This is a genomic window from Lysinibacillus sp. NPDC097231 (assembly GCF_044761885.1).
GTDB lineage: Bacteria > Bacillota > Bacilli > Bacillales_A > Planococcaceae > Lysinibacillus.
In genome coordinates this window covers 90833-109612 of sequence record NZ_JBIWDH010000010.1, presented here as the reverse complement: position 1 = coordinate 109612, position 18780 = coordinate 90833, and the positions used below count along the sequence as shown (strand labels likewise).

Below are 18780 nucleotides of genomic sequence, written 5' to 3'. Positions count from 1 at the left end.
CACGCAAGTTAATCTCAAAACCGTTTCAAGCGATGGAAATCAATTGTTCAAGCTCTTTGAACAATTGACTTCCATTGCCCACCAAACGCAGTGCGATAGCTTTGAAGCTCTCACTTTTTTATGTCCACTTTCTTGACAGAAGACCAAAACTGCTCAGGTATCATCGAAAACTGCTCAGGAGACTTCGAAAACTGCTCGGGAGACTTCGAAAACTACTCAGGTACAAGGGAGAACGCTCGGCACCAATGATAAACCGCTCATACACAAAAAAATCATTCAAAAAAACAGCAGCTGATATGAGCGTATCAGCTGCCGTTTCGTAAGTGTAAGAGATTTAATTAAGGGTTCATCAAAAATATGATGAGGGGTGTCATTATTAGTACGTGTGGGGCACGTATATGACTATCACAGAATAGGCAAATGCTTATAGGTGGTTACATTTTTCACAAGTGTTGCTGTAGCATTCACTTTGTTCTTCAATTTTTTCACCGCATTCTGTGCATTGCTTTGCAGGTAAGTTCTTGAAAAATTCAACTACGTTTTCTAACATTGTGGACTCCTCCTTTAAGTTTATCTGTACTATTACTGTTTTGATATTTCTTAGTGTATTATAACAGATGCTTTTCGTCAACACAAAATGCCTAATTTACGTTAAAATAAATATGGATATTTTGTGAAGGAGGAAAAGTAAATTATGATTTTCGTTGATAATAAAGGGATTCATGATCCACGCATTAACCTTGCCATTGAGGAGTATTTATTAAAGACGATGGATGTCGAAAAGGAGCCAGTGCTACTTTTTTACATAAATCAGCCTTCAATCATCATTGGCAAAAATCAAAATACTATCGAAGAGATAAATACAGATTACGTGGAGGACAATGGCATCATCGTTGTGCGACGTCTTTCTGGTGGTGGGGCAGTGTATCATGATTTAGGGAACCTGAATTACAGTTTTATTACAAAAGATGATGGCGATAGCTTTATGAATTATAAAAAATTCACACAGCCAGTTGTAGATGCACTTGCAAAAATGGGCGTTCAAGCTGAGCTTTCAGGTCGTAACGATATCTTAGCGGAAGGACGCAAAGTTTCAGGAAACGCACAGTTTTCTACAAAGGGCCGTATGTATAGCCATGGTACGTTAATGTTTGATACAGAAATTGATGCTGTTGTATCGGCATTAAAGGTTAAGAAAGATAAAATTGAATCAAAGGGCATTAAATCAATTCGCTCACGTGTGGCCAATATTTCTGAGTTCTTAAAGGATAAAATGACTGTTGAAGAATTTCGTCTAGAAATTTTAAAGTCTATCTTCGGTGGTGAAGAAAATATTCGCTATTATGAGCTTACAGAGGAAGATTGGGCAAGTATCCATAAGCTATCTGCTGAACGTTACCAAACATGGGAGTGGAACTATGGTAAATCCCCACGCTTCAATATCCAAAAAACACATCGCTTCCCAACAGGTGGTATTGATATTCGCTTGGAAGTGAATCATGGCATTATCGAAGAAGCACACATTTTTGGTGATTTCTTCGGTGTGGGCGATATGGCAGATGTTGAACAACGATTAGTTGGGACAAACTATGATAGAACTGCAATTGCTGAGGCGTTAGCTGTTATCGACATTCCAACATACTTCGGTGGGATTAAAACAGAAGACTTTTTACAATTAATTTATTAAGAACATCTTGTGTATAAATTGGCAATTGTCCTTATTGAGGGTTCAATACCAAAAAAGAGGATAACTATTGTTAAAACGTGTGCCATGAATATAAGTTGATTGGAGTGGAGGATTGGGCGACTTCTCGGGGAACAGTGGGGATGCCTCATATTTAGGCAGAAGCATTATGCACAAATATCTATAGCTAACGATATGTATTATGTTTTACTACAAAAGGTTCGTTGACAATTATGTCGTCGGATCTTTTTTTGATACAATATAAGATAGAAAGGAGTGTTGGTATGGAGAAGCATCGAATATTTATTGTCGAAGATGATGTAAAGATTGCGTCATTACTTGCGGAAACGCTCAGAAAATATCAATACGAAGTTGAAACAATAAAAGAATTTGATCATCTCATTGAAGAATTTACAGCATTTAATCCACATATGGTGTTGCTTGATATAAATTTACCTTCGTATGATGGCTATTATTGGTGCCGCCAACTGCGTCAACATACAACTTGTCCGATTATTTTCATCTCAGCTCGCTCAGGAGAAATGGACCAAATATTTGCTCTTGAAAATGGGGGCGACGATTTTATTACGAAGCCTTTTAATTATGAGATTGTACTGGCTAAAATCCGAAGTCACTTGCGTCGTACATATGGTGAATATGCAGCAAGACAAGAGGAGCGGACAATTAAGCAAGGACAGCTTGTGCTACATTTAGAAAGAATGGAACTTCATAAAAATGATTTAGAGATTCCTCTGCAGAAAAAGGAATGTATTATTTTAGAATTGCTAATGGGAAATGCACCAAAAGTAGTGACACGTGAACAACTATTAGAAGAACTTTGGGACGATCAGGCTTTTGTTGATGAGAATACATTAAATGTCAATATGACACGGGTACGTAGGAAGCTAGTAGACTATCATATTACGTCGAGCATCGAAACAGTACGTGGCGCAGGCTATCGCTTTATATTAAGTGCAGGTGAGCTGTAGTGGACTGGAAATTATTTTTGCGTGATTACGCATCATTCATTGTATTCCAGCTTTTACTAGTTGGCTTTATCATGGTCTTATATTGGCTAGACGGCTTTCGAAATGTCGATACGGCTATTTATTCCTTCTGTATTAGTTTAGTATTGCTAACCTCTTTTTTACTTATCCGCTATTTAATGCGCCAACGTTATTTATTGAAAATATCACAGCTTCCTAAAACGATGGAGGACGTGCTACAAAAGAATGCTAAGACGCCTGTAGCTATACAGTCTGAGAAATATATGCATGAGCTATATCGGCTTTACCAACATGAGCTTCAATCGTTGTATGCAAGCCAAAAAAGACATGACCAGTTTATGAATCAATGGGTACATCAGATGAAAACACCCATTTCTGTTATTGAGCTCTTATTACAGGATGAGCGTCCTCTTGATAAAAAGAATGTGCAAGAGGAAATTGATCGCTTACGTAGAGGCTTAGATATGGTCCTTGTCAATGCTCGATTAGAAAATTTCGAAGAGGATATGCAAGTAGAACAGATTACTTTAAAAGCAATAGTTACTGCAACTGTTAATGAAAATAAACGTTTATTTATTACGAAACGAGTTTTTCCTGAAATTCATATTGAGGATGATATTATCGTAGCGAGTGATTCGAAATGGCTTCGTTTTATTATTGGGCAATTTGTAACAAATGCAGTTAAATATACATTTGAGCCAAATAAAAAAATAGTGATTTCTGCCATTAAAAAGGATGACCATGTACAATTAGCCATTTGTGATGAAGGTATTGGTATTCCGGCTTCTGATCTTTCTCGTGTCACTAAAGCTTTTTTTACTGGTGAAAATGGCCGTAAAACCGGAGAATCCACAGGAATGGGGCTATATTTGGCTAAAGAAATCTGTGGAAAACTTGGTCATGAATTAAACATTACTTCAGAGGTAGGGAAAGGAACAATTGTCACAGTGACATTTACGAATTAGGGGGAGCAAGGATGAGAGAAGTTCGTATAGATGAGTGGATATTAAATATCGAGAGTGAAAAAACAGAGGTATTGTACGAATCACATGACGATATTTGTGAGTGTTTATCCTGCATGAATTTTCGTAAGGCTAGTCTTACACTTGATGAAGAAGTTTTGCATTTTTCGAATAAGCTTGGGCTAGACTTACATAAACCAACTTTACTAAACGCTTTTCCTGTAGAAGGTGAAAAAGTGATGTACAGTGGGTATTATACGGTTTGTGGTGAAATTATTGAAGGTGAAATTGATGCATGGGATGTAATAGTTGGTGAACATTGTTTTAGTCTAGTGAACGAGGATGGTAAAGGTGTGGTTGTATCAGAAAATGAGCCACATTTTCAAATTGGCTTTGAGGTTGTATTGCAGTGGCTTTTACCGGAATCTATGGAATTAATCAAGAAATAAGGTGAAAAGGTATGCCTATTTTACAAATAAAAGACGTGACAAAGGTGTATGAAGGCAAAGTAACGCATCGTGCGCTAAATCAATTAAGCTTTGATGTTAAAGAAGGTGAGTTTTTAGCAGTCATGGGTCCATCAGGAAGCGGAAAAACAACTTTATTGAATATCATTTCTACGATCGATGAGCCAACCAGTGGAGAGATCATTTTAGATGGCATGAACCCACATAAGCTAAATGCAACAGAGCTTGCCTACTTCAGAAGAAGACAATTAGGTTTCGTTTTTCAGGATTTTAATCTTTTGCATATGCTGACAGTGGAAGAGAATATCGTGTTGCCACTAACATTGGATCAACAGCCATTAGAAGTAATGGAGGAACGTCTCGCAAGCATTGCGGAAAAACTGGACTTAACCTCTTTCCTGCAAAAACGTCCAAATGAAATTTCAGGTGGACAGGCACAAAGAACAGCCATTGGTCGCGCACTTATTCATAACCCATCTCTTATTTTAGCGGATGAGCCGACAGGGAATTTGGACTCCAATTCTTCACGTGATGTGCTTGAACTTTTAACAAAAATTAATAAGGAAAAACAAACGACCATTGTCATGGTAACCCATGATCCTATAGCGGCAAGCTACTGTGATCGAGTGTTATTTATTAAGGACGGGGAATTTTTCAATGAAATCTACAAAGATGACCGTCGTCAAATGTTTTTCCAACGAATATTAAATGTTTTGAGCTTACTAGGAGGAGGACAAGTAGGTGACCTTTCGACAATTCGCTTACCGTAATGTCGTACGGAACAGCCGTATATACGGCGCCTTTTTCATGGCAAGCTTTTTTTCAGTGGCTGTGTTTTTTATCTATTCAATGCTTATGTTTCATCCGGATATTGAACAAGGGATTTTAGGTGAGGTATCGTTAATCGGGATGGTTGGTGCGGAAATCATACTCGTTCTCTTTACATTATTCTTTTTATATTACTCCATGAGTGCCTTTTTAGAGGCTAGATCACATGAATTTGCTATTTTATTACATCTAGGCATGGAAAGACGCCAGATGAATAAACTTGTCTTTTTAGAGACAATGATTATTGGAGCTGGCTCTATAATTGTTGGAATTATATTTGGTTTCTCATTTTCGAAATTCTTTTTCATGATTGTCCGAGAAATTTTACATTTAGACTCCCTACCATTATATGTTTCATGGCAGCCATTTGTACTCACAATTGGTGTCTTTACTAGTGCTTTTGTGGTCATTTCTTTTATTAGTGTGTACTTTACACGTGAGAGAAAATTACGCGACATCATTAAGGGAAGTGCCTATTTAAATAGTGTTACAACCTATTCGAAAATCCGTGCAGTATATGGCATTACCCTCATTTTATCAACATATATACTAGCTTTTATCGTTTCGAAAACAACATTAATTGGTTTAACATTATTAATTCCTTTTTCGGCTACCTTTGGAACATACTATTTTTTCAGTGATACTTTACCCTGCTTTTTAGAGATGGCACGAGGTAAACGGAAATTTCATTGGCAACGTTATCGTCTTCTTTCTTTAGCCGAGCAAACCCATATTATGATGGATAATGTGAAAATGTTTTTTGTTGTTACGATGGTGTCAACCATGGCATTTTTATCGGTCGGCGTTTTAGCGACGATGTCCTCGTATACGACACAATATGATCGCTTAAATCCGCTGGGGCTGATCTATAAGGGAGATGTGGACAATCCGTATGAGCGAAATCATATCAACACTATAAGAATTCAATTAGAGGAGAAGGGGCTGTCCTATCATTTATCTCGCTTTGTTGTGATAAAACAAACATCTTCTTTTACCCACAATGAGGTTGAGGTTTTTAGAGAATCGGATATGAATGTATTGTTATCATCCTATAGTTATCCATTACTTGACTTAGCTTCAGGAGAGGCGGTATTTATTCCATATTCAGAAGATGCCCTAAAAAAACTTAAAAATAAAGTTGTGCATACGATTTTGGAGGAAAATTCTATCCCGCTAACAATTGATAGTGTATACCCTAAAATAGTATTCCCGAGCTCTATTGTTAGCGTCAATTCTATTGTGATAAGCGATGAGGATTTTATGAAGCTTGTGAAGCCGATTAATGATAAAAACGTTGTGCAACCTGTCTATCATTTATTCACCTTCTACATTCCTCAATGGATGGAGACAAAAGATATTGGCAAGGGCATAGACCTGTTAGCGGCATCTCAATACTTTGAAAATAAGAATAAATTTAGCCCATTTTTCTTTGAAAATGCAGGATTAAATTATTCTTATATATTAGCTACCTACTCATTATTTACTTTGGTTGGTGTTTTGGTGGCAACTGTATTTTTATTAGCTGCAGGTAGTTTTATTTACTTTAAGCTGCATACTTCTCTTGAGCGAGAGAAGCTCAAATTTGACGTATTAAAAAGAATGGGCTTAACAGATTCGGAGCTCAAAAAGCTTGTTAATCGTCATTTATTCCCACAATTTTTCCTCCCGTGGGGTGTTGCAATGATGCATAGCGCCTTTGCTTTTTTTATGGTTCAAGGCATTTTAAAGGATATTGCTAATATTTCCATTGTCAAAGAAGTATTCTTTGCTTTTGGGTTTTTTGTGTTAATACAAGTAATCTATTTTTATTTAATTCGTTGGCGATACATCTCACATATTCGCTCTTAATGAAAAGTGTATGAAAGAGAAAAAAATGAATTATTTGACGTAATTTTTGACATGAAATAAAAAGATTCGTTGTCTTTTAGATATATTTCTTATATAATATTACTGAATAACGATTCATTTTATACGATAAGGGGATGGTGTAATTGAATTTAGTTTCAAGTGTTCGTCAACAAGCAGTAGAGCAACCGGACAAAATTGCGTATCATTTTATGGGGAAAGATACGACATATGGTGAGTTTGAACACACAGTTGGCCGCTTTGCAAAGGGGTTACAAGAATTAGGGGTAGAAAAAGGGGACCATGTAGCGTTTTTACTTGGCAATACGCCACATTATTTAATTGCGTTATATGCAACAATGAGTTTAGGGGCAACAGCAATTCCAATTAATCCAATATACACACCGGATGAAATTTCATATATTTTGCATAATGGTGACGTAAAAGCTGTTATTGCACTTGATGCACTTCTTCCGTTAGTAGAAATGGGTGTACATGCTTTTCCAAAAGTAAAAACATTTGTTGTTTGTGAAACAACAGCGGATGTTGCGGAAAAAGTAACTACTTTATCTGAAGAGGCAAGGGCAAAAATTCAATTGTTTTCACAAGTCATCGCTGGTACATCAGGCTCTTGCCAGCCAGTAGAAGTAGCTGACGATGATAATGCAATAATTTTATATACATCAGGAACAACAGGTACTCCAAAGGGTGCAATGCTGACTCATAGAAATGTCTACTCAAATGCACGAGATGTTGCAGAATATTTGGGTTATCAAGCAAATGATCGTATTATTGCTACATTACCAGTTTTCCATGTGTTTGCGTTAACTGTTGTCGTCAATGCACCATTATTGAGTGGAGCAACGGTTTTACTTGCACCACGTTTTAGTCCAAGTGAAATCTTTACATTAGCGAAGGAACAAAAAGCAACAGTCTTTGCTGGTGTGCCAACAATGTATAACTTCCTGTATCAATTACCAGAGGGCAATCCAGAAGATTTCTCGACTATCCGCTTAGCGATTTCAGGTGGTTCATCTTTACCAGTAGCACTATTACATAATTTCGAGAAGAAATTTAGTGTGCGTGTTTCGGAAGGTTATGGCCTTTCAGAAGCTTCACCAGTAACGTGCTTTAATCCTTTGGAGCGTGATCGTAAGGCAGGGTCTATTGGAACATCCATTTGCAATGTTGAAAATAAGGTAGTGGATGTTAATGGTCAAGAAGTACCGGTTGGCGAAGTCGGTGAGCTAATTGTTCGAGGGCCTAACGTGATGAAGGGCTATTATAAATTGCCTGAAGAAACAGCGATGGTTATACGCGATGGCTGGTTATATACAGGAGACTTAGCTAAAATGGACGAAGAAGGTTACTTTTACATCGTTGACCGTAAAAAAGATATGATTATTGTAGGGGGATATAATGTATATCCAAGAGAAGTTGAAGAAGTCCTCTTTGCTCATAATAATATCGTTGAAGCGGCAGTTGTAGGTTATCCAGATCCTAACTTAGGTGAGGCTGTTTATGCATATGTTGTCTTAAAAGATGCAGCTGCAACTTCCACAGAAGACCTGCTCGCATACTGTGCAAAGCATATGGTGAAATATAAAGTTCCTAAAGTAATTGAAATTATGGATGAACTACCGAAAAATACAACAGGAAAAATTTTACGTCGATCATTAAAAGAAAAAGTATAATGATACAGTAACGGAGCTACTATTAAAAATAGTAGCTTTTTTTGTCTATATTACAGCTATGTAAAAAAGTTGGGCCACGTATTTAAATAAGTTGAGTGTATAAGTCTGTAAGTGATAAAATCAAACTTGTGAAACTTCTACATACTTTTTAAAGGCTGGTCATATAGTGGGGTGTAGTAGCGCAAACAAACTGTCGATAGTTACGGAACTCTTTGATGCTCAATTGCGTCAAGGCTATTAGAAAATTAAATTGAAAGAGAGCATATGGAAAAATGATAGAACTCATCAAAGAGTTAATTAGTTTTATTATGCATATCGATGTGCATTTAGAGGAAATCATTCGTGATTTTGGTAATTGGAGTTATCTCGTTTTATTTGCCATTGTTTTTGTTGAAACAGGTGTTGTCATATTCCCGTTCTTACCAGGTGATTCATTGCTTTTTGCAAGTGGTACATTAGCAGCAGCAATGGGCGCATTTGACATGTGGCTATTGATTCCTGTGTTTTTAGCGGCAGCTATTTTAGGTGATACGATGAACTATCAAATTGGTCATAAAGTGGGAACATCTATCCCACCGAATAGTTTCCTTGGTAGAGTTATTAAAAAAGAGCGTATGGAGGCAGCAGAAAGGTTTTTTAATAAGCATGGTGGTAAAACAATTGTGATCGCACGCTTTATGCCTTTTATACGTACATTTATTCCATTTGTAGCTGGAGCAAGTAAAATGAAGTACAGCTACTTCGTCATGTATAATATCGTAGGTGCAGTATTGTGGGTATTCAGCTGTACACTACTAGGTTATTTCTTTGGTAATATTCCTATTATTAAAGATAACTTCTCAACGGTTCTTATACTAATTATCTTAATTTCAGTGGTGCCAGCAGTTATTGGTGCGATTAAAGCGAAAATTGGAAAATAAAAAGGATGGTCCAAAAGTGATGAGAAATCACTTAGGACTGTCCTTGTTTTTTTATAAATACCTAAGGAGTCGCCCAGCATACGTTTTAACGAAGGCTATCTCTAATTATTGGTGATTATTCATTCTACTATTCTATATATTGAACAAGACCTTGGGAATCTTCCAGAACCGTACTTCGTGGTATATCGATAACTATGACATTTGAATAGGAATGGTTCATTGCAGATGGTTCACGTTCTATCCCACGATTCATATCTAAAATACTTAATGTTGCATTTATACGAAAATAATTTACTTGTTGTCTAGAAAAACATTCAATAAATAGATGGTTTTGTGCCACGTATACGTTAGGTAACGGTACTTCGTCTGAAACATCAATACCTTCTATAATGAAAGGAAATTGATAATAGGTAACAAGAGCTTTCCCCGATTCAATAGTATCATTATAACGTTGTCGAATTTCCAAACTTGAATAATTGACATCATTTATAACAACAGGTAATGTATTTCCTTCAACGTTAATCTCCCATGTTTTCTTTTTGTAGTCCTCAGTTAAATAGGAAGAATTGTATTCTTGATCGTATTTCTTGATTTGATCAAACTTTTTCTCAATTTGTTTAATTTCAGAAGGAGAGAGTACTGGTATTGATGATTCTGAAAAAAAGCTAATATATAGGAAGGCAGTAAGTCCAAGTGCGATATAACTAGTAATGCCAATCATAATACGCTTAGATGTCCAAATATTTTTGGTTTTTTTCCCTAATTTATTTAGTAGTAGAAAAATAGTCGCTACGAGCAGTAGCGGAATAAAAAAGAAAAATGTCGTTATCATTTGCGAGACACCTCCGATTTATTAGCAATCCAAATAGTGAGGCTAAAGCACAGTGTAGCGACAAGCAAATAAAGAACACTAATCATAAGGTTTGGTTGCATTATTAGCGGCCTAATGTTTATAGAATTTGTTGCCATAAAAATGTATATAAAACTAAACAGAATAAAAGTAGATAGAAATATTTTTATAACTACTGGCCCCTTGAAGCTGGTGCCAAATAGTAAGCCGATTGCGCTAAATAAACAAATGTTACTGAAACATAATATGAATAACGATGGTGAAATAAATAGAGTATCTATTACAAAAGATTTCTTTTCTACTAATGAAATCCCTAATATTTGTAAATAGTAAGTCGAAATCATAATGATGACTGCAATAAAACTGTAAATAATCATGACCAATATATTTGCCATAGCGCTTGATGTCCGACTAGAAATAACGGATAAATCATCAATACGATACGCTTTTGTTGTAAAAAGAAACGCTACAATAAATGCCCAAATAGCTGAAACAATAAGAAACATATCGAGTGAGTAAATAGAAAACTGAACATCTAAATTTCCTTGCCCATGACCAGAAGAGCCACTCCCTGAGCTAGATGTTAAAATGCCGAAAATGATTTGTACAATAACTAAGGAACTAAGGGCAGAAATATATAATTTTGCTTTCCATTTCACTTGTTTTATGATAATCGTTTTAAGTGAAATATTATTCAAAGATTGCATCGATATCACTTCCTTTTTTACTTGTTAAATACTTGCAGACTTCACTGGCAGTTAGAGAGGATTTTATGATGCCTTTCGCGAGAAGCATCTCCTCTGAAACGAATAATCTACTAGCGTCCACTATAGCTGTAGTCATGCCTGCCACAATTTTTTGAGCATAGACACCGCTATCAGTTAGCAAAGATTCTAGGGCATCACTTGGTCCGCTTAATGCGATCAGTTGCTCTTTAAATTCGTCTACAGGTGCATGTGTAATAATGGTGCCTTCATCTATTAATAAAATCTCCTCTAAAATAGATTCCATCTCTTGTAAATGGTGACTTGATATTAAAATAGTCCGTGGAAAGGCTATGTACTCCTTTAGGATGACTCTGTAAAAATCTGTCCGTATTGCTTCATCCATGCCATTCATCGGTTCGTCTAAAATCGTTAACGCACAGCGGCTTACTAGCCCGTAGACAAGATTAAAGGTTGCCATTTGCCCTTTAGAAAGTTGCTGATGTTTTACTGTTAAATCTAAATCCGCATACTCGAGCATACGATGAGCTAACGCCTCTTGCCAATTTGGATAAAAATCTGCCCCCATTTTTAAGATTTCTTCTAACGACAAGTAATCAGAGAAACTTAATAGGTCATCAATGAAAATAGTATTAGCAGCTGTGTGAATATTATTAAATGGATTTTCATTAAATACTTCGCACGTTCCGCTTGTAGGTTTTAAATAACCTGCGAAAATATTAAGCAAAGTCGACTTGCCAGCGCCATTGCGACCGATAACACCGATGATTTTTTCTGCATGAATGGCACATGTTACACGTTGAAGTGCATGAAGACGTCCAAAGCTTTTTGATAACTCCTCGCATTGAATAATATTCATTTCGATTCCTCCTGTGTTTTTCGAATAAGGGCTAGCAATTCTTCATCAGAGACAAGCAAACGTTTTGCCTCTAAGACAATTTCTTGTGCCATTTTCGTTAATGTTTCATTCCGGCGTTTCATTAAAATTCGATCTTTTGCATCTACAGCAACGAACATGCCTAACCCTCGTTTCTTATAGAGAAGTTGCTCTTCCAATAAAATAGTCAGTCCTTTACCAGCAGTAGCGGGATTTATATTGAATAGCTCAGCCAGCTGGTATTGTGAATAAACCTTTTCGTCCGCTTGTAATCGATCGGCGATAATTTGATGCTGCAGCCATTCAGCAATTTGTATATAAATGGGAGATGTGCTATCTAAATGAACGTGCATTGAAAAACCTCCTCTCATTTTTCATGGTAACATAGTGCATTAGTGTTGTAATGTACTATATGTGATATTTGATGAATTGTCTAGATAAAAATTTAACTTCTTTCAGCAAATGTTTACTGTGCGAAAGCGAAGCGACAGATTTTTTATGCGTGACAGCGGCAGGTAAAGAAGTCTCTCAACTCTATAGGAGGTGAGATAAATCCGGTTTTAAGTCACTTTTCAGCGGAATCAATTATGCCGAGACATAATTGATTTTTCAATGGATTACTATGAAAAAAGCACCTAATTATATAATTGAAACGACTTTTTAAAGGAGGAGGAATCCTATTATCCTGTTATAATTTGCTTTGTCATTTTTGTCACTTGAATAATAAGCAGAAAGTAATGAAAAATGTTATAATATTTATTAATTACAAGATAATAGAGAAATGGGGGGGCAATGAAATGGAAGTATTTATTGGTAGACAGCCTATTTTTAACCTTCATGAACAAGTTGTTGCATATGAATTATTATATCGTAGTAAAAATGGGAATTCCTTTCCGATGGTCGATTCAGATGCAGCAACAGTTGACGTACTAGTAAACTCATTTCTTTCAATTGGTATTGAAGAAGTAACAAAAGGTAAGCCTTGTTTTGTAAATTTTACAGAAAACTTGCTTATGAGCTCCATAAATGAATATTTAAACCCATCAGAGGTTGTTATAGAGATATTAGAGGATGTTCCGCTTACACCACAATTGGTAGATAGGGTAATTGAGCTGAAATCGTATGGATATAAAATAGCATTAGATGATTTTATATTGGATGAGCATGTTCAAGTTTATGATGAGTTATTTGCTAATATAGATTACATAAAAGTTGATTTTTTATTGTCACCATTACTTGAGCGAATGGAAATCGAAAATAAAGTGAAAGAAAATTTCCCGCATATTAAGCTGCTTGCCGAAAAGGTGGAGACGCGTAATCAATTTGAAGTTGCAAAACGCTCAGGCTATGAATTATTTCAAGGCTATTTTTTTGAACAGCCTCAAATAATTACAGCGACTGATATACCGGCTAATATCATTCAATATTTTCATGTTATTACTCTATTAAAGGACGAGGAACCTAATATACAGCAATTAGCTGATAATATTGAGCATGATATTTCATTGACGTATAAATTATTGCAAATGGTTAATAATTCTTCAAAACGCTCTAAATCGAAAGTGCGCTCTATAAAACAAGCAATTTTACTGCTTGGGATACCCGATTTACGCAAGTGGATTTACTTATTAGCAATGCGGGAAATTGATATAAATACTGATTCTGATCTTTTTAAAGAGATTATGCGCACATCATTATTCCGAGCGAAGGTTTGTGAAAAATTAGCGAAACTTTCCTATAAAAAAAACTTCTCAGAATACTTTTTAGTTGGCATGTTTTCATTGATAGATACTATGCTACAAAGGCCAATAAATACTATTTTACAACAGCTACCATTTTCAGAAGATATAACGGAAACGATTTTAGGTCATCAAACTGAGATGACACCATATCTTGAATTTAGTATTGCCTTAGGTAAATTAGATTGGTCAAGCTTAGAGGAATTAGCTCCCAAACTAAATGTGGATTTGACAAGTATTGACCTGTTATACAATGAAGCAATGGAATGGGCAGAAAAATCTTTATAAACAACAGTAGAAATAAGCTATCTTAAAAAGCTCTTTAAGGTAGCTTATTTTTTGTGTTTTTCAAAATAATTGTCATAAGTAAATTGGATAATACAAATCATAAAAATGAATATTTCCTTCACCAAGATGAAGTTCTCAATAGGAAAACTATTTGCTATAATCATCTCGTCTTAAAAAATTCTGATAGTTGAAGTGGGCGTGGGGAAATGTATAAAACACATGATCTAAGGGGAAGTATTGTGGAATATATGTACGTCATTGTTGGAGCGGCGATTATTGCCATTGGCTTCAATGTGTTTTTACTACCGAATAAAGTAGCATCAGGTGGCGTAAGCGGGATTAGTACAATTTTACATGGTTTATTTGGATGGAATCCTGGTTTAGTACAATATGCATTTAATATTCCTTTATTTATAGCGGGTGTTTTATTTCTTGGGAAAAAATTTGGGATAAAATCGTTTATTGGTACAATAACTTTACCATTTATTGTGTTACTAACGAATAGTTGGGAGCCTTGGACCGACAATCCTTTACTTGGAGCACTTTTTGGGGGAATTGTTGTCGGTTTAGGAATAGGGCTTGTCTTTAAGGGGAATGCTTCTACTGGTGGCACTGATTTACTAGCGCAAATCATCACAAAGTTTACCGGATTATCGCTTGGTACAAGTGTACTATTGATTGATGGAATCATCGCAGTGAGTGCAGCAATTGTTTTCGACTTAGAGAAAGGTTTGTATGCCCTGATTGGACTTTATGTCACAACAAAAACGATTGATATTATTCAGCTTGGCTTTAGCCAATCTAAAATGGTTTATATTATTACAATGAAACAAGATGAGGTACGTAATGCCATTTATGCTGAAGTTAAACGAGGTGTGACAAAGTTACCTGCAATCGGTGGTTATACGGGGGAAGAACGGCCGGTACTTATGGTTGTTGTCTACCAAACAGAGTTCACAAAGCTGAAACAACTTATTAAAACCGTTGATCCATCAGCGTTTGTTATCGTATCTGATGCTTATGAGGTGTTAGGAGAAGGTTTCAAACGTGCATAATTTTGGTATAATGTCGGGGTAAGTTATCTATTATGAGGAGGGGTACTAATGAAAAAGGCAATGTTAACATTAGTGTTCGGTTCAGCAATCTTCTTAGCTGCATGTGGCGGAGGTAAAACTACAACAACTGAAAGTGCAAAGGATGTTACTCCAAATGGTGAAGAAATTGCTATGAAATCTTGTATTGTTTGCCACGGTGGTGAACTACAAGGTCAAGGTAATGCACCAGCTCTTAATGATGTAGGTTCTCGTTTAACAGAAGCAGAAATTTTAGATGTTATTAATAACGGTAGAAATGCAATGCCTGGAGGTTTAGTTAAAGGGGCAGATGCAGAAGCTGTTGCCAAATGGTTGGCTACTCAAAAATAAAATAATAGTGAAGCTAGCGGAATGGAGAACCGCTAGTTTTTTGTGTTTCTGGGGTATATTTTTCTATAGTTGGCAAACGAGGGTAAATACATTTCTTTTATACATAGACATGCTAAAATAGAGTGAAACTTCAATCAGCGATACTGATTGTTAGTATATATACAGTTCCATTGAATGGAGGCTTCTAACATTGGTCGTAGTATTAACGAGAGACGTAATGGAGAAATTTAAGTTAGAATTATTAGCTGGTGAGGAAGGAATAGGAAGAACAATTGTCACTAGTGATATTTCAAGACCTGGGCTTGAGATGGCGGGTTATTTTACGCATTATCCTGCAAATCGAGTACAATTACTTGGAAAAACAGAACTTTCTTTTTTTGAAATGTTACCTGCAGAGGTGAAACTTGAGCGCATGCACTTACTGTGTTCGCAGGATACGCCAGCTATTATTATTTCTCGTGATTTAGAGGTGCCGGAGGAGCTAATAATAGCTTCCAATGAAAAACATGTACCTGTGTTTAAAACACATATGACGACAACCAAATTTTCAAGTAGGCTGACAAACTATCTAGAGGGTCGCTTAGCTCCAATGACTGCTGCACACGGGGTTTTAGTCGATGTGTATGGTATTGGTGTTCTAATTATTGGGAAAAGTGGCGTAGGGAAAAGTGAAACAGCACTTGAGCTCGTCAAGAAGGGGCATCGATTAGTGGCTGACGATTGTGTAGAAATTCGTCAGGAATCAGAGAATTTTTTAATTGGTAGTCCACCACCGCTATTAGAACATTTACTTGAAATTAGAGGTATTGGTATTATCGATATTATGACGCTCTTTGGAGCAAGTGCGGTGCGACCATACAAACGAATAACGTTAATTATCGAACTAGAAATTTGGGACCCAGAAAAAGTATATGATCGTTTAGGTCTAGAGGAAGAAAAAATGAAAATCATTGATACAGAGCTAACGAAGTTGACTATCCCTGTAAGACCAGGGCGCAATGTATCTGTTATCATTGAAGTAGCTGCCATGAATTATCGTTTGAAGAAGATGGGCGTTAATGCAGCTGAGGAGTTTTCAAGACGATTAGATGAGGTTATCTCTTCCGCAGATGAGTTAGATGATTAATCGTTCATAGGATTCAATTGCTAATGCAATGAATTGATATTGAGAGGAGAATAAGATGGACTTATTACTATTAGAAATTAACCCGATTGCGTTCCATTTAGGACCTATCCCTGTTCGTTGGTATGGGTTATTAATCGTATCGGGGATTATTCTAGCCTATATTGTAGGACAAAGAGAGGCTGTTAAGCGAGGCCTGCCAGAGGATTTTCTTGCGGATTTATTACTATGGGCTGTTCCTATATCCATAATATGTGCACGTATTTACTATGTAGCGATGCGTTGGGATTATTATAGTGAAAATCCAGGAAGAATAATTGAGATTTGGAATGGTGGTATCGCTATTCATGGTGCACTTATCGGGGCATTTTTGACAGCTTACATATTCACTCGTAAAAAAAATATAAGCTTTTTAAGAGTTGCTGATATTGCTGCGCCGAGTATTTTAATCGGACAAATTATTGGTCGTTGGGGAAATTTCATGAACCAAGAGGCTTATGGTGGGCCAGTATCACGTGAATTTTTAGAAAATCTAATGCTACCTGATTGGATTATTAACCAAATGTATATTGATGAATTAGGAACCTATGTACATCCAACGTTTTTATATGAATCTGTATGGAATTTGGTCGGTTTACTTATTTTACTGGCACTACGAAAAGTGAATTTACATCGTGGGGAAATATTCTTTAGCTATTTAATTTGGTATTCAATTGGGCGCTTCTTTATCGAAGGCCTGCGCACAGACAGTTTGTATTTAGTAGGAGATTTACGCTCTGCACAGGTTGTTTCAATTATTGGTATTGTAGTGGGTCTTGGTGCGATTATATATCGACGCATAAAAGTAAAGCCCGCTGTGAAGTATTTAGAAAATAGATAAGGGGTGCAAGACATGGTTAAGGCATTACTATTTGATTTTGATGGCACATTACTTAACACAAATGATTTAATCATTCAAACATTTATGCATGTTTTGAATGAGCGATTTCCCGGGCAATATTCGCCAAAAGATTGCCAGAAGTTCCTTGGGCCATCTTTAAAACAGACATTTAGCGACATTGCTCCAGGTGAAGAGGAGGCAATGATTGCAAAATATCGCCAATGGAATGAGCGCCATCATAATGAACTTGTGACGGAATATCCAGATGTTGTCTCAACCTTAGAGCAACTAAAGTCAATGGGCATTAAACTAGCAATTGTTTCAACAAAGCGCAATGCTATGATTGACCGTGGGTTAAATGTGCTTGGTGCAATGCATTTATTTGATGTTCGTATTGGTACGGACGATGTGAAAAATGTAAAGCCTGATCCAGAGCCAGTATTACTTGCACTCGAACGCCTTGGGGTAAAAAAGGAAGAAGCCATTATGATTGGTGACAACTCTCATGATATTGAGGCTGGGCACAATGCTGGTGTTAGAGCTGCTGGTGTTGCATGGGCTTTTAAAGGTGAGGATTATTTACAACAATTCAAGCCGGAGTATATGTTGCATCATATGACGGATTTATTTGAAATTGTGAAAGAGGGTTAAGTAAATGGCACGTAAAACAGAACGCTACCGTGTCGAAGGCGCAAATTCGCTTTGGAATATTTATGATACGGTGTCCTTTTGGAAGGTGATGAAGTGTTTCATTGTCATTCAAATTGGACGCTTCACACCATTTTTACGTGTGAAAAACTGGTTGTATCGGACGTTTTTAAACATGAAAATAGGCAAACAGACCTCATTAGCTTTAATGGTCATGCCAGATACAATGTTTCCGGAACGAATTCATGTTGGTGACAATACCGTGATAGGCTTTAATACAACGATTTTAGCGCATGAGTATTTAATAGAGGAATATCGTCTAGGAGATGTTCACATTGGCAATGAAGTAATGGTTGGTGCCAATTCAACGATACTCCCTGGTGTTACGATAGGTGATGGTGCAATTGTTTCAGCTGCAACCCTTGTGCATAAGGATGTGCCAGCTGGCTGTCTAGCAGGCGGTAATCCTATGCAAATTATTTATACAGCTGAACAAATGGCAGAGCGCAAATGCAATGAAGTTGTAGAGTGGTGCACACCCAAAAAATAATTACATGAAACACTGTACTACTTTTTATTTAGTACAGTGTTTTTTATATAAATTAGGCGAGAATATACTTATTTAAGTATGAAAAAGCTAACTCTGTTGAATGAAGTTCCAATTTATAGAATTTCAAGTATAATTAACAGAAAAATCAGTATTTAAATTATTTGATAATTCACTCGAGTTTGCATTGACTGAGAGAAAGAAATGAGTTAGAATTCTTTCATATTCTGATTCTCTAGCACTCTAGTGAATTAAAGTGAAACGTGAGGAAG

The 18780-nt window shown here is 36.4% G+C and carries 20 protein-coding genes; 15 read left to right on the top strand and 5 right to left on the bottom strand.

The genetic code is table 11. The features are described from left to right. Positions 1-424 precede the first annotated feature (424 nt). Entirely contained in the window at positions 425-550 is a 126-nt protein-coding gene (yhfH, locus tag ACIQXF_RS08750) for a protein YhfH (protein ID WP_012292204.1), read from the bottom strand. A 144-nt stretch (positions 551-694) separates the two neighbouring features. Here yhfH and lplA point away from each other — a divergent pair, with 144 nt between their 5' ends. The 8 genes from lplA to ACIQXF_RS08710 all read left to right on the top strand — a co-directional run bounded on the left by lplA (position 695) and on the right by ACIQXF_RS08710 (position 9407). Continuing rightward, the gene (gene lplA, locus ACIQXF_RS08745) at positions 695-1687 is read left to right on the top strand and encodes a lipoate--protein ligase (RefSeq protein WP_402781557.1); all 993 of its coding nucleotides are present in this window, start codon (positions 695-697) and stop codon (positions 1685-1687) included. 281 nt (positions 1688-1968) lie between these two features. Beyond that, complete coding sequence (locus ACIQXF_RS08740; RefSeq protein ID WP_402781554.1) at positions 1969-2673, top strand: response regulator transcription factor; 705 nt, start codon at positions 1969-1971, stop codon at positions 2671-2673. Continuing rightward, positions 2673-3656: a sensor histidine kinase gene (locus tag ACIQXF_RS08735; RefSeq protein WP_402781551.1), complete on the top strand. Its 984-nt coding sequence runs from the start codon at positions 2673-2675 to the stop codon at positions 3654-3656. The genes ACIQXF_RS08740 and ACIQXF_RS08735 overlap by 1 nt, the downstream gene beginning before the upstream one ends. Positions 3657-3667: 11 nt before the next feature. Further along, a complete protein-coding gene (locus ACIQXF_RS08730) occupies positions 3668-4102 on the top strand; it encodes a hypothetical protein (RefSeq protein ID WP_402781548.1) in 435 nt (144 codons plus the stop codon). Positions 4103-4113: 11 nt separating this feature from the next. Then, positions 4114-4890 (top strand): ABC transporter ATP-binding protein, encoded by a 777-nt coding sequence (locus ACIQXF_RS08725; RefSeq protein WP_402781545.1) that lies wholly within the window; start codon positions 4114-4116, stop codon positions 4888-4890. Then, entirely contained in the window at positions 4862-6796 is a 1935-nt protein-coding gene (locus ACIQXF_RS08720) for an FtsX-like permease family protein (protein ID WP_402781542.1), read from the top strand. The genes ACIQXF_RS08725 and ACIQXF_RS08720 overlap by 29 nt, the downstream gene beginning before the upstream one ends. A 143-nt stretch (positions 6797-6939) precedes the next feature. Beyond that, a complete protein-coding gene (locus ACIQXF_RS08715) occupies positions 6940-8487 on the top strand; it encodes a fatty acid--CoA ligase family protein (RefSeq protein ID WP_402781539.1) in 1548 nt (515 codons plus the stop codon). A gap of 275 nt (positions 8488-8762) precedes the next feature. Further along, positions 8763-9407, top strand: coding sequence for a VTT domain-containing protein (locus tag ACIQXF_RS08710; protein ID WP_402781563.1), 645 nt, complete (start codon positions 8763-8765; stop codon positions 9405-9407). A gap of 127 nt (positions 9408-9534) precedes the next feature. Here the strand turns inward: ACIQXF_RS08710 and ACIQXF_RS08705 are convergent, their stop codons facing one another. From ACIQXF_RS08705 to ACIQXF_RS08690, 4 genes are read right to left on the bottom strand one after another with little or no spacing between them, the layout of a single operon-like run. Then, positions 9535-10239 carry a hypothetical protein gene (locus ACIQXF_RS08705; RefSeq protein ID WP_402781536.1) on the bottom strand — a complete coding sequence of 235 codons (705 nt, stop codon included), beginning with the start codon at positions 10237-10239 and terminating at the stop codon, positions 9535-9537. Further along, on the bottom strand, positions 10236-10964 hold the full coding sequence (locus ACIQXF_RS08700; RefSeq protein WP_402781533.1) for a hypothetical protein: 729 nt from the start codon (positions 10962-10964) through the stop codon (positions 10236-10238). Before ACIQXF_RS08700 ends, ACIQXF_RS08705 begins: the two co-directional genes overlap by 4 nt. After that, positions 10948-11841: an ATP-binding cassette domain-containing protein gene (locus tag ACIQXF_RS08695; RefSeq protein WP_402781530.1), complete on the bottom strand. Its 894-nt coding sequence runs from the start codon at positions 11839-11841 to the stop codon at positions 10948-10950. Before ACIQXF_RS08695 ends, ACIQXF_RS08700 begins: the two co-directional genes overlap by 17 nt. Then, positions 11838-12212 carry a GntR family transcriptional regulator gene (locus ACIQXF_RS08690; RefSeq protein WP_402781527.1) on the bottom strand — a complete coding sequence of 125 codons (375 nt, stop codon included), beginning with the start codon at positions 12210-12212 and terminating at the stop codon, positions 11838-11840. The genes ACIQXF_RS08695 and ACIQXF_RS08690 overlap by 4 nt, the downstream gene beginning before the upstream one ends. 444 nt (positions 12213-12656) lie before the next feature. Between ACIQXF_RS08690 and ACIQXF_RS08685 the strand changes: the two genes are divergently transcribed. From ACIQXF_RS08685 to ACIQXF_RS08655, 7 genes are all read left to right on the top strand, one after another. After that, positions 12657-13886, top strand: coding sequence for an EAL and HDOD domain-containing protein (locus tag ACIQXF_RS08685; RefSeq protein ID WP_402781524.1), 1230 nt, complete (start codon positions 12657-12659; stop codon positions 13884-13886). Between the two features lie 206 nt (positions 13887-14092). Next, entirely contained in the window at positions 14093-14941 is an 849-nt protein-coding gene (locus ACIQXF_RS08680; RefSeq protein WP_402781521.1) for a YitT family protein, read from the top strand. 48 nt (positions 14942-14989) lie between these two features. Further along, entirely contained in the window at positions 14990-15310 is a 321-nt protein-coding gene (gene cccB / locus ACIQXF_RS08675; RefSeq protein WP_402781518.1) for a cytochrome c551, read from the top strand. 190 nt (positions 15311-15500) lie between these two features. Further along, the gene (gene hprK / locus ACIQXF_RS08670) at positions 15501-16436 is read left to right on the top strand and encodes an HPr(Ser) kinase/phosphatase (RefSeq protein WP_402781515.1); all 936 of its coding nucleotides are present in this window, start codon (positions 15501-15503) and stop codon (positions 16434-16436) included. Positions 16437-16491: 55 nt separating this feature from the next. Beyond that, positions 16492-17313 (top strand): prolipoprotein diacylglyceryl transferase, encoded by an 822-nt coding sequence (lgt, locus tag ACIQXF_RS08665; RefSeq protein WP_402781512.1) that lies wholly within the window; start codon positions 16492-16494, stop codon positions 17311-17313. A 12-nt stretch (positions 17314-17325) separates the two neighbouring features. Further along, positions 17326-17964, top strand: coding sequence for a pyrophosphatase PpaX (gene ppaX / locus ACIQXF_RS08660; RefSeq protein WP_402781509.1), 639 nt, complete (start codon positions 17326-17328; stop codon positions 17962-17964). Between the two features lie 4 nt (positions 17965-17968). Further along, positions 17969-18511 carry an acyltransferase gene (locus ACIQXF_RS08655; RefSeq protein WP_402781506.1) on the top strand — a complete coding sequence of 181 codons (543 nt, stop codon included), beginning with the start codon at positions 17969-17971 and terminating at the stop codon, positions 18509-18511. Positions 18512-18780 lie beyond the last annotated feature (269 nt).